Source organism: Vibrio sp. 1751 (assembly GCF_033339895.1).
In the GTDB taxonomy this organism is placed as follows: domain Bacteria; phylum Pseudomonadota; class Gammaproteobacteria; order Enterobacterales; family Vibrionaceae; genus Vibrio; species Vibrio alginolyticus.
In genome coordinates this window covers 1-12,397 of record NZ_JAWOVM010000104.1, presented here as the reverse complement: position 1 = coordinate 12,397, position 12,397 = coordinate 1, and the positions used below count along the sequence as shown (strand labels likewise).

The 12,397-nt window shown below is 46.5% G+C and carries 10 protein-coding genes; 8 read left to right on the top strand and 2 right to left on the bottom strand.

From position 1 onward, the window contains the following. From R7041_RS20595 to R7041_RS20560, 8 genes are all read left to right on the top strand, one after another. Positions 1-618: energy transducer TonB (locus R7041_RS20595; protein ID WP_318128703.1), on the top strand; the 618-nt coding region annotated here is incomplete at its 5' end. 11 nt (positions 619-629) lie between these two features. Further along, on the top strand, positions 630-1,844 hold the full coding sequence (locus R7041_RS20590; RefSeq protein ID WP_206949358.1) for a tetratricopeptide repeat protein: 1,215 nt from the start codon (positions 630-632) through the stop codon (positions 1,842-1,844). Positions 1,845-2,292: 448 nt separating this feature from the next. Beyond that, positions 2,293-2,916: a guanylate kinase gene (gene gmk / locus R7041_RS20585; RefSeq protein ID WP_005379347.1), complete on the top strand. Its 624-nt coding sequence runs from the start codon at positions 2,293-2,295 to the stop codon at positions 2,914-2,916. Positions 2,917-3,097: 181 nt separating this feature from the next. Continuing rightward, a complete protein-coding gene (gene rpoZ / locus R7041_RS20580) occupies positions 3,098-3,370 on the top strand; it encodes a DNA-directed RNA polymerase subunit omega (RefSeq protein WP_005379346.1) in 273 nt (90 codons plus the stop codon). 39 nt (positions 3,371-3,409) lie between these two features. Further along, complete coding sequence (spoT, locus tag R7041_RS20575; RefSeq protein WP_005379340.1) at positions 3,410-5,530, top strand: bifunctional GTP diphosphokinase/guanosine-3',5'-bis pyrophosphate 3'-pyrophosphohydrolase; 2,121 nt, start codon at positions 3,410-3,412, stop codon at positions 5,528-5,530. Positions 5,531-5,582: 52 nt separating this feature from the next. Continuing rightward, positions 5,583-6,266, top strand: a complete 684-nt coding sequence (gene trmH, locus R7041_RS20570) for a tRNA (guanosine(18)-2'-O)-methyltransferase TrmH (RefSeq protein ID WP_206949359.1) — start codon at positions 5,583-5,585, stop codon at positions 6,264-6,266. Positions 6,267-6,519: 253 nt separating this feature from the next. Then, the gene (gene recG / locus R7041_RS20565) at positions 6,520-8,601 is read left to right on the top strand and encodes an ATP-dependent DNA helicase RecG (protein WP_149192292.1); all 2,082 of its coding nucleotides are present in this window, start codon (positions 6,520-6,522) and stop codon (positions 8,599-8,601) included. Positions 8,602-8,833: 232 nt separating this feature from the next. Then, positions 8,834-10,222: a uracil-xanthine permease family protein gene (locus R7041_RS20560; protein WP_064368903.1), complete on the top strand. Its 1,389-nt coding sequence runs from the start codon at positions 8,834-8,836 to the stop codon at positions 10,220-10,222. A gap of 72 nt (positions 10,223-10,294) precedes the next feature. Here R7041_RS20560 and envZ read toward each other — a convergent pair whose 3' ends face one another. Both envZ and ompR read right to left on the bottom strand, forming a co-directional pair. Continuing rightward, complete coding sequence (envZ, locus tag R7041_RS20555) at positions 10,295-11,587, bottom strand: two-component system sensor histidine kinase EnvZ (RefSeq protein WP_017820700.1); 1,293 nt, start codon at positions 11,585-11,587, stop codon at positions 10,295-10,297. A gap of 102 nt (positions 11,588-11,689) precedes the next feature. After that, the coding region (gene ompR / locus R7041_RS20550; protein ID WP_318105680.1) for a two-component system response regulator OmpR at positions 11,690-12,397 on the bottom strand (708 nt) is incomplete at its 5' end.

Genomic DNA, 12,397 nt, shown 5'->3' with positions numbered 1-12,397 from the left:
TCAATTGCACTGGCGCTCATTGTCTCCCTCGGGTTGTTCTGGGGGATGGACAAGCTAGTAAACAAAGAGCGCCACGAGTTAGTGTCGAATGATGACCTGCGTATGGTCGAGTTTATTCGCATTAAACCAGACGAAAAAATACAGGAGAAAAAACGCGAACTTCCAAAGCCACCACCGCCTAAGCGTCCGCCGCCGCCGCCAGAAATGAAAGTAACGGCAACGATCAAACCGGTGATGGATCAAATCCCAATGGACATGCCAAAACTTGATCTTCCAGTTAACGTAACCGGTGGTTCAGTACTTGGACACTACACCCAAGGTGGTGGTGCTAAGTTGGCAGGTAGCGGAGGCCCAGTTCCTCTTGCAACTTTCCAGCCTCAAATGCCTCGTAAAGCAGCGAGATCGGGATTAGAAAAAGGTATCGTACTCGTAGAGTTTACGGTTAACGAACGTGGTGGCGTACAAGACGTCAAAGTCTTAAAAGAATCTCCACGTAAGTTGGGCTTGGGTAAAGCGGCGAAGAAAACTGTATCAAAGTGGACTTTCAAACCAAAAATGGTTGATGGCCAAGCGGTTAGCTCTCGTCTTTCTCAGGAAATCGAGTTCTCTACGAACTAAGGAGTCGCAATATGAAAGCATATACTAAGTTGTTGGCTTCTCTGGTGTTTATCTCAGGCGCGTATGGCGCGCCTGCTTTTGCCAATACTCCTGAGTTGTCTGACAGAACATTCCGAACCGTGAACAAAGTTCAGGAACTGATTGCAACTGAAAAATACTCGGATGCTATCTCTAAGCTGAACTCTGCCTTGGGAAGTACCAAGAAAAAGAAATACGACCGCGCTGTGTTACTGCAACAGATGGGCTTTCTGTATTCTTTAAAGGACGACTACCCAAAAGCAGCGAAATACTTTGCTGAAGCACTCAAGTTAGATGCTTTACCAGTACCCGTAGCTCAACAGGTTCGTTACAGCCTTGCACAGCTTTATCTAGCAGAAGGCAAATTTAAGCAATCCGTTAATACAATGAACGAGTGGTTCAAGATTGCTGAAACAACAGAGGAAAAACCTCAAGCACATGCTTACATCACATTAGCAAGTGCTTACATTCAACTAGAAGATTACCGCAACGCAATTCCGCCAACCAAAAAGGCAATTGCAATGACGAAGAATCCTAGTGAATCTTGGTATCAACTGTTGATGTCTGCTCACTATGAATTAAAGCAATTCAAAAGTGTCGCTAGCGTGCTAAAAATTTTAACGACTAAGTATCCGCAAAATAAGCGTTACTGGACCCAGTTGTCTGGCATCTACATGGAATTAAAGCAAGAGCGCAATGCCCTTTCAACTTTAGAGATGGCCTATAAAATGGGACTTCTTGATGGTGAAAAAGAATACTTACGCCTAGTTAATTTCCAAGCTTATCAAGGGGTGCCTTTTAGAGCAGCGAAAACACTTCAACACTTGATCGATGAAGGGCATGTAGAACGAAATGCTACAAATCTGGAAAAGTTAGGTTCGTTTTGGCAGCAAGCACAGGAGTTAGGTCACGCTATTGATGTTTACCAGCAGGCTTATAATCTTGCTCCTGCAGCAAAAACTCAAATAAAAATTGCTCGTTTAATGATTTTAGATAAGCAATATACAGAAGCGACGAAGTTTGCTCAAAACAGTGCTCCAGACGCAAAGCACGATCAAAAGGCGGAGCTGTCTTACATTCGTGGAATGGCATATTTTGAATTAAATCAGCCAACCAACGCTCTTAAGGCAATGAAGAGTGCTGCTCAATCTCCTGATATGAAGGCGGTCGCAAGGCCTTGGATAAATTTCCTAGAATCCCAAGGATAATTTGAAGATTAAGTGTGAGTCAGTCGCACGCCTGGGGAAGTGAAAGCTTCCCCTTTTTTCCGTTTTATCTTTATTAACCCCTATTTTTAACCAGAGTCACTCACGCAAGCCAAATCGGGACTCTAAACCTAAAATCAGCACACTAAACGGTTGTAGAAATGGTTTTAATAACAGAGTGCGCGGATGGTAAGTCCTGTACCACGCTCCTTCTTCGCTGTTTAGGAACACTCTGGCGTAAGTAACTATTTCATCTGGGACGATCACAGACAGAAAGATCAACTGGTAACAAAATAGAGATCATGATACTCTTCGCCTCCATTTTTCTGGCGGGATTATCACCAATATCCACCCCTTTAGTGGTTGATTTCTCAATGCCAGTGCTATCGTTATAAGAATGTCGAACTTTCCTTCGGCACTCAATCAATCCAATCAAAAGTGGAACAGTACAATGGGCAAAGGTACTCTCTATATCGTATCTGCACCTAGCGGCGCAGGTAAATCTAGCTTGATCTCAGCGATGTTGGAACGCAACCCAACCTACGCAATGAAAGTGTCTGTGTCTCACACCACGCGCAACATGCGACCTGGTGAAGAAAATGGTGTCCACTACCATTTTGTAGCGAAAGATGAGTTTGAAGCCCTGATCGCTAAAGGTGACTTCCTAGAATACGCAGAAGTGTTTGGTAATTATTACGGCACATCTCGTGTATGGATTGAAGAAACACTAAATAAAGGTATCGACGTTTTTCTAGATATCGACTGGCAAGGCGCACGCCAAATCCGTGAACAAATGCCAGAAGCCAAAAGCATCTTCATCCTGCCACCATCAAACGGTGAGTTAGAGCGTCGCTTGAACACTCGTGGTCAAGATAGCGATGAAGTGATCGCAAAGCGTATGGCTGAAGCCAAGTCGGAAATCTCTCATTACAACGAGTACGACTACGTGATCGTAAACGACGATTTTGATACCGCTTTGATGGATTTTAAAGCTATCTTGCGTGCTGAAAGATTGAAGGAAGAAAAGCAAGCTGCTAAATATAAAGGTATGCTTGACGCGTTGTTAGCAGAGTAACTTCAAAAAAGTCACGCTGTAAAACATAAAGAATTTCCCGTTTTTTGCCCAGTGCGAAAAACACAATAAACTACCTGAGAAAGTCCACAAACGGTGGCTTGTCTAATTGCTAGTAAATAAAGTAGTTAGGTTGTATACTTTCTCGTCATTCTAAAATTTTAGTTAACTATTTGGAGTCCTCATGGCACGCGTAACTGTTCAAGACGCTGTTGAAAAAGTTGGCAACCGTTTCGACCTAGTACTGATTGCGGCTCGCCGCGCTCGTCAAATGCAAACTGGCGGTAAAGATGCACTAGTGCCAGAAGAGAACGATAAGCCAACGGTTATCGCTCTACGCGAAATCGAAGAAGGTTTAATTACTAAAGAAGTTCTAGACGCTCGTGAACGTCAAGAACAGCAAGAGCAAGAAGCGGCAGAGCTAGCGGCAGTAAGCAGCATCGCTCACAACCGTTAATTCTGACTTTAGAATTCAACAACCTCCCGGGCCTATAATTTGTATCTATTCGATAGCCTCAAAGACGTTGCCCAAGAATACCTAACAGAGCCTCAGATTGAGGCTCTGCGTCAATCTTATGTGGTAGCGAGAGATGCCCATGAAGGGCAAACCCGCTCTAGCGGTGAACCATACATCATCCACCCTGTCGCAGTGGCTCGTATCTTGGCCGAAATGCGCCTTGATATCGAAACCCTCCAAGCTGCTTTGCTACATGACGTCATTGAAGACTGTGATGTAACTAAAGAAGATCTCGAAGAGAAATTCGGCAACACTGTCGCAGAATTGGTTGATGGTGTATCTAAACTGGACAAACTCAAATTCCGCGATAGGAAAGAGGCTCAGGCTGAGAACTTTCGTAAGATGGTTCTGGCCATGGTGCAAGATATCCGCGTCATTCTGATCAAACTGGCTGACCGCACGCACAACATGCGTACGCTTGGCGCGCTTCGACCAGATAAAAAGCGTCGTATTGCTCGTGAAACGTTAGAAATTTACGCGCCCCTCGCTCATCGTCTTGGTATTCACAATATCAAAACCGAACTCGAAGAGTTGGGCTTTGAGGCGCTATATCCCAACCGCTACCGCGTACTGAAAGAAGTGGTTAAAGCCGCACGTGGTAATCGTAAAGAGATGATCCAACGCATTCACAGCGAAATAGAAGGCCGTCTGCAAGATTTTGGCTTGAATGCTCGCGTCGTTGGTCGTGAGAAAAACCTGTTCTCTATCTACAACAAGATGAAAACCAAAGAACAGCGCTTTCACACCATCATGGATATCTATGCGTTCCGAGTCGTTGTTGATACCGCTGATACTTGTTATCGCGTTTTAGGCCAAGTACACAGCTTGTATAAGCCACGTCCTGGTCGCATGAAAGATTACATCGCGGTACCAAAGGCGAACGGCTATCAATCGCTACACACTTCCATGGTTGGCCCACACGGCGTACCTGTTGAAGTTCAGATCCGTACTGAAGATATGGATCAAATGGCGGACAAAGGTGTCGCGGCACACTGGTCTTACAAAGACAAAGGCGACAAGTCTGGTACCACTGCGCAAGTGAAAGCTCAGCGTTGGATGCAAAGCCTGTTAGAGCTACAACAAAGCGCGGGTAACTCATTCGAATTCATTGAAAACGTAAAATCCGATCTTTTCCCAGATGAGATTTACGTCTTCACACCAAAAGGTCGTATCGTTGAACTACCTTTAGGCGCAACGGCTGTCGACTTTGCCTATGCCGTACATACCGATGTAGGCAACTCTTGTGTTGGTGCTCGTGTTGACCGTAACCCTTACCCATTGAGTAAGGCATTGAAAAACGGTCAGACAGTGGAAATTATCAGTGCCCCTGGTGCGCGTCCGAATGCGGCATGGCTGAACTATGTCGTGACTTCTCGTGCCCGCACTAAGATTCGACAAGTACTGAAAACGATGCGTCGTGAAGAGTCGATTACTTTAGGTCGTCGCCTACTTAATCACGCACTTGGCCGTCACTCGATTGATTCAATTTATCCAGAAAATATCCAAGAAGTCTTGAATGATCTTCGCCTAGAAAGCATCGATGATTTATTGGCTGCTATTGGATTGGGTGAGTTGATGAGCATTGTGATCGCACGTCGTCTCCTTGGTGACACCGAAGAGCTCACGACAACAAGTTCAATCCCAACGGACTCGAAGAAGAAGCTTCCGATTCGTGGCGCAGAAGGCTTATTGCTGACGTTTGCAAATTGTTGTCATCCTATCCCAGATGATCACATTATTGCTCACGTATCGCCTGGTCGTGGTTTGGTTGTTCACCGAGAAACATGTCCGAACGTTCGTGGTTATCAGAAAGAGCCAGACCGTTATATGGCTGTCGCTTGGTCTGAAGACTACGATAAAGAGTTCATTGCTGAACTTAAAGTCGACATGCTTAACAACCAAGGTGCTCTTGCAGAACTGACCAACGTGATCTCGAAAACAGGATCAAACATTCATGGCCTTTCAACGGAAGAACGTGATGGTCGTCTATACACTGTGACTGTGCTGTTGACGACGAAAGATCGTGTCCACCTTGCTGGTATCATGCGTAAGATTAAGGCAATGCCTCAAGCAACCCGAGTCAGACGCAGAAAGAACTAACCTCTATCGCCACCTACTCTGTTAGGTGGCGATTTTTTATACCTCAATAAATATGAACCTAGAACGTTACAACCGTATTCACCAAGTCCTAAAAACTCGCCAAACTGATCTGACACTTTGTCTCGAAGAAGTACATAAGCCAAACAACGTCTCTGCCGTGATCCGCACCGCTGACGCGACAGGCTTACACAAAGTTCACGCAATTTGGCCTGACAAAATGCGTACGCTGAGCCATACCTCAGCTGGCGCGCGTAACTGGGTTGAAGTGGATACTCACGATTCGATTGAAACTGCGATTACCGAACTCAAAGCGCAAGGTATGCAGGTTTTGGTGACCAATCTTTCGGACACCGCCGTCGATTTTCGCGAGATCGACTACACCAAACCAACGGCAATCATTTTAGGCAGCGAAAAGGTTGGCGCTTCAGAGCAAGCCAAACAGCTTGCTGATCAAGACATTATTATCCCGATGGTGGGCATGGTGCAGTCACTAAACGTATCGGTTGCCAGTGCCGTAATTTTGTATGAAGCGCAACGTCAACGTGAAGCCACAGGCATGTACGACCGAGAAGAAAGCGCTCTGCCTAAAGAGACAATCAACCGTATTCTCTTTGAACGTGGTCACCCAGTGCTGGCAAAGGTCGCGAAACGAAAAGGGCTCGTTTACCCACCACTCGATGAAGAAGGTCAAATCATCGCCGATGACGCGTGGTGGCAAGAGATGCAAAGCAAGTAACAGACTTTCGTCATCCTGAACGGCGGCGAAGGAGCGTGGTTCAGGATCTAATTCTCAAATATACAGATGCTGATAGTGTTAACTTCAGCGACATACTTGTTGAAAATAGAATCCTGATGTCGCTAAAGCTCCTCGGAATGATAGGTTATCAGTCAAATCATGACACTAACTAAAGCATGACTATTTTTTCCTGTACAAAAACACAGCTCCATGGTTAACATACTGCTATGTTAACCATTTTCTTGAGCCCTCTATGTCCGCCCAAATGTTATCTGCCGTCCCATTAACCTCCCTTTCTGGAGTTGGCGCGAAAGTCGCAGAAAAACTCGCCAAAGTTGGCTTACATAGCGTTCAAGATTTGCTGTTTCACCTTCCGTTACGCTACGAAGATCGTACTCGTATTTACCCTATTGCCAAACTGCATGCTGGCCTTTGGGCGGCAGTGCAAGGTAAGGTCATGGCAGTCGACACCATCTTCGGTAAGCGCAAAATGCTAACGGTAAAAATCAGCGACGGTAATGGCACTATCACGCTGCGCTTTTTCAACTTTACCGCAGCCATGAAGAACAATTTCACGCAAGGTAAGTTAGTACATGCTTACGGTGAAATTAAGCGCGGTGGCATGGGTTTGGAAATTGTTCATCCTGACTACAAGTTTTACGTCAGCGAGCAAAAGCCCGATGTAGAACAGAGCTTAACTCCTGTTTATCCCACTACAGATGGTTTACGCCAAATCACATTGCGCAACCTTACCGAACAAGCTTTAGCCCTGCTTGATAAAACCGCAGTGCAGGAATTACTTCCATCTGGGTTGTATGACCATCAAATCACGATGTCGCAAGCGCTGCACACCATTCATCGCCCACCACCAACCATTAATTTAGATGAGTTTGACGAAGGCAAACATCCTGCCCAAATCCGCTTGATCATGGAAGAATTGCTCGCACAAAACTTATCGATGCTGGCGGTGCGTAGCAAAGGTCAGAAGGATTCAGCGCTACCTCTCGGTCCTTGTCATAAACTAAAAACGCAGCTTTTAGCCCAACTGCCTTTCTCTCCTACAAACGCTCAAACCCGAGTAGTACAAGAGATTGAAGCCGATCTAGAAAAACCGCACCCAATGATGCGATTAGTGCAAGGCGATGTTGGTTCGGGGAAAACGTTGGTTGCCGCTTTGGCCGCTGTTAGAGCCATTGAGCATGGCCATCAGGTGGCACTCATGGCGCCAACCGAACTATTGGCCGAGCAACACGCTATCAACTTCGCAAACTGGTTTGAAACAATGGGCATTCAAGTCGGTTGGTTAGCGGGCAAACTCAAAGGTAAGGCAAAGGAAGCCGAGCTGGCTCGTATTGCCAGTGGTGAAGCGCAAATGGTAGTGGGTACTCACGCGCTATTCCAAGAGCACGTTGAATTTCATCACCTTGCTTTGGTCATCATTGATGAACAACACCGCTTCGGTGTCCATCAGCGATTAGAATTGCGTGAAAAAGGCGCAAAACAAGGCGCCTACCCACATCAGTTGATCATGACGGCGACGCCTATTCCTCGCACCTTAGCGATGACCGCTTACGCCGATCTGGAAACTTCCGTGATTGACGAGCTACCACCGGGTCGAACGCCGATTCAAACCGTTGCCATTCCAGATACAAAACGTGACGACATCGTCGAGCGTGTCCGAAATGCCTGCTTAAACGAAGGCAAGCAGGCATATTGGGTGTGTACCCTGATTGATGAGTCGGAAGTATTAGAAGCGCAAGCCGCAGCAGATACCGCAGAAGAGCTTCAACGTAAACTGCCGGACGTAAAAATTGGTCTAGTGCACGGACGAATGAAGCCGGCAGAGAAACAAGCGGTGATGCAAGATTTCAAAGACAATAAACTGCATTTGCTGGTCGCAACGACAGTGATTGAAGTTGGTGTGGATGTACCAAACTCTAGCTTGATGATCATAGAAAACCCTGAACGTCTTGGTTTGGCACAATTACACCAGTTAAGAGGTCGCGTGGGCCGAGGTTCCGTTGCTAGCCATTGTGTACTGCTGTACCACTCTCCGCTGTCAAAAACCGCGCAAAAACGTCTCGGAGTACTACGTGAAAGTAACGATGGCTTCGTCATTGCGCAGAAAGACCTAGAAATTCGTGGCCCTGGAGAACTATTGGGTACAAAGCAGACAGGTCTTGCTGATTTCAAAATCGCAGACTTAGTTCGAGATCAACGCCTGATTCCCGAAGTTCAGCGTATTGCGCGTCATATTCATGACAATTACCCGACTAACGCAACAGCGATTATCGATCGCTGGTTGGGTGAGCGGGATATTTACTCCAAAGCGTAATGATTGAAAGCGAGCCAAATGGCTCGTTTTTTAATACGCCAAAAACAAAGCAAACGTTTGCTTTTTGAGTAAATCTCTCTATAATCGCGCACAAATTTTTAAGTGTGTTAGATCACACTCCACCAACCTGAGTTGACTCTGATTAACAGCAATCACAGGTAACGACGTCAACTCCACCCTGCTCTCCCATTCAGCGAGAACTAGGGAAATATTGCGACTAGCGAGACAAACAATGACAACTTCAAACCGATCTTCGGAACTGGTCTATCAACTCAACGATCGACCACCTTTGCCTCAAACCATTTTTGCCGCACTTCAGCACTTATTGGCGATGTTCGTCGCGGTTATCACTCCGTCACTGATCATCTGTCAGTCTTTGGGTGTACCAGCAGACCAAACGAATACCATCATCAGCATGTCTTTGTTTGCGTCAGGCGTGTCTTCGTTTATTCAAATTCGCACCATTGGCCCAATTGGCTCTGGTTTGCTCTCTGTTCAAGGTACCAGCTTTAACTTTTTAGGTCCTATTATTGGTGCAGGCCTATCGCTGAAAGCAGGTGGCGCGGACATCAGCACCATGATGGCTGCCATTTTTGGTACGATTTTAGTCGCATCATTTGCCGAGATCTTACTGTCTCGTGTGCTTGAGCATGCCCGCCGCATCATCACACCTCTCGTCTCTGGCATTGTCGTAACTCTGATTGGCCTGACGCTGATCCAAGTCGGCTTGGTTTCTATGGGTGGAGGCTATGCTGCAATGGGCGACGGTACTTTTGGTAGCTTAGACAAACTTGCTCTGGCTGGTACCGTACTTGGGTTAATTGTGATATTAAACCGCTCGAAAAACCCATACATCCGTGTGGCTTCAATCGTGATTGCGATGCTAGTGGGTTACATCATGGCGTATTTTATGGGGATGGTAGATACTTCTCAGCTAGGCGCAACCGAGATCGTAGCACTGCCCGTACCAATGCAATATGGCTTATCGTTTGACTGGTCTCTGTTCATTCCGCTGGTACTGATTTTCTTTATTACCGCACTAGAGGCCATCGGTGATATTACCGCAACATCTGAAGTGTCTGGTGAGCCAGTAAAAGGCCCAGTGTACATGAAACGCATTAAGGGCGGTGTGTTAGCAGACGGCTTAAACTCTGCAATCGCAGCCGTTTTCAACAGCTTCCCGAACTCAACGTTTAGCCAGAATAACGGCATCATCATGCTAACAGGAGTCGCGAGCCGCTACGTGGGTTACTTTATTTCTGGCATGTTAGTGATTCTTGGCTTGTTTCCTGGCGTCGCTAGCTTTGTTCAGCTGATTCCTGAGCCAGTACTTGGCGGCGCAACGATTGTCATGTTCGGTACGATTGCTGCCGCTGGTGTGCGCATTATCTCTCGTGTTGAGCTCGATCGCCGCGCAATTCTGATCATGGCCTTATCCTTCTCAATGGGACTTGGTATCGCACAAAAACCAGAGATCCTGCAATTTATGCCAGAATTTATTAAGAGTATTTTCTCAACTGGTGTTGCAGCAGGTGGCATCACAGCGATCATTTTAAATCTACTTCTGCCAGAGAAACTGGAAGACGAAGATGAACTTCCTCAGGAAGTGAAAGAGTCTTAAGATTATTGAGAATAAGAAAAGCCCAACCTATTTAGGTTGGGCTTTTTGTTTTAAAGGGTGCGGGCCATCGACTTACTTGGTAGGAAAGCTGATTTGAGCGATTAAACCGCCTTCACTGCGATTACGCATCACCACAGAACCTGAATGCTGGCTGATTATACGCTTCACAATCGCCAACCCGAGCCCAGTGCCTTCACTACCGCGAGCGGTGTCACCACGCGTAAAGGGTTCAAATAACCTCGCGATTTGAGAATGCTCGATACCCGGTCCGTTGTCCTCTACTGAAATCCACACTAGCTGCTTATCTGCTGTCACACCAGTGCTGATTTTGACCCAGCCATTGCCATAACGTAGCGCATTCACAACTAAGTTACTGATCGCCCGCTTAATCGCAATCGCGCTTCCTTTGGCTGGCGGCAAGTTAAGATTAAGATCTGTTTCAATTTCAACCTCATAACCACCTTCAGAACTGGCGACGTCACTGGCAATCGTACTGATATCAACCGCTTCAAACGATTCTTGGTTCACCGGTTTGAGGTAATCCATAAACTGACTGATGATCTCATTACATTCTTCCGTATCGCTAATGATCCCCTCCGCAAGATAGCTGTCCTCAGGAGACATCATTTCTGTCGCTAGGCGAATACGCGTCAGAGGCGTTCGTAAGTCATGGCTAATCCCCGCCATTAATAAGGCTCGGTCTTCTTCTAGCTCTTGAATACCTTTCGACATTTGATTAAAGGCTCGAGTTACAGAGCGAATCTCCGATGCGCCTTTCTCTGCTAAGGGGGGCGGGATCTCACCTCGACCGACGTCTTTCGCGGCTCTCTCTAAAGCCAAAAGTGGACGGTTTTGCAAACGAATAAACAACCAACCACCAGCAATGATCAGCAGCGCCATAATCAAACTGTTACGAAACAGCGGTGCAAAATCTTCTTCTTGCAGCTCAGATAACGGAATACGAATGATGGAGTTCGGCAACTTTTCGATGTGCATCCACAAAATGTAACTTTCATCGCCAAGCAATAAGCGTACTTCTGTAGGCGAACCCAGCTCTTGGCTCATTTCTTCAGACATCAAATCAATCGACATTGCGTGATGAAATTCAATCGCCTTATCGCTGTCAAGGCTGTGAACCGTCACCCCTAATCTTTCTAATAATTGACGCCTTAACGGTGCATCAGACTTTAAAGGTCCTTCATCATCAAGCACCAAATTGAGCTCATGGGCGAGAATTTTATTGAACTGCTGCAAACTCGGCATCAACGCGTAGTTAAAAACGGCGTAGTAAGAGAAAACTTGGCTCGCGAGAAGCAAAGAGATGAACAGCAGAATAGATTGTGTCAGTGAACTTCGGATGCGCATGGAACGTTCCTAGTGGTCCTAATCGCGAAATTTCAGCCTTCAAAGGGAAGGTAATGAAGGCTGAAGTTGCTATAGCCAAGTGCTGGCTATGGAGTGAAGAGGTTACACCTCTTTGCCGTCTGGGACGAAAACATAACCTAGGCCCCATACGGTTTGAATGTAGCGCGGCTTGCTCGGATCGTCTTCTAACATGCGACGTAAACGTGAGATTTGTACGTCAATAGAACGTTCCATTGCAGAATATTCACGGCCACGCGCCATGTTCATCAATTTGTCTCGTGACATTGGCTCACGTGCATTCATCACGAGCGCCTTTAGAACAGCAAACTCTCCAGAGGTGAGTGGCATTGCCTCGTCACCGCGGAACATCTCGCGAGTGCCTAGATTGAGTCGGAACTCCCCGAACTCCACCACTTTTTCTTCCGTGCTTGGTGCACCCGGCAACTCTACAGTTTGGCGGCGTAATACGGCCTTGATGCGAGCCAACAATTCGCGTGGGTTAAACGGTTTTGGCAAATAATCATCCGCCCCTACCTCAAGACCTACGATGCGGTCCACTTCATCACCTTTCGCGGTGAGCATTAAGATTGGCAACATATTGTTCGCGTGGCGTAGACGACGACAAATTGACAAACCGTCTTCACCTGGCAACATTAGGTCCAGCACCATTAAGTGAAAGTTTTCGCGCGTTAGTAGGCGATCCATCTGTTCGCCATTGGCGACACTTCGTACCTGAAAACCTTGCTCAGAAAGGTAACGCTCCAATAGAGCACGTAAACGAGCATCGTCATCAACCACTAAAATTTTATG

Coding starts and splice junctions, on each gene's coding strand:
- gmk (WP_005379347.1), top strand. CDS start 2,293: ATGGGCAAAGGTACTCTCTATATCGTATCTGCACCTAGCGGCGCAGGT.
- recG (WP_149192292.1), top strand. CDS start 6,520: ATGTCCGCCCAAATGTTATCTGCCGTCCCATTAACCTCCCTTTCTGGA.
- rpoZ (WP_005379346.1), top strand. CDS start 3,098: ATGGCACGCGTAACTGTTCAAGACGCTGTTGAAAAAGTTGGCAACCGT.
- R7041_RS20560 (WP_064368903.1), top strand. CDS start 8,834: ATGACAACTTCAAACCGATCTTCGGAACTGGTCTATCAACTCAACGAT.
- envZ (WP_017820700.1), bottom strand. CDS start 11,587: ATGCGCATCCGAAGTTCACTGACACAATCTATTCTGCTGTTCATCTCT.
- R7041_RS20590 (WP_206949358.1), top strand. CDS start 630: ATGAAAGCATATACTAAGTTGTTGGCTTCTCTGGTGTTTATCTCAGGC.
- trmH (WP_206949359.1), top strand. CDS start 5,583: ATGAACCTAGAACGTTACAACCGTATTCACCAAGTCCTAAAAACTCGC.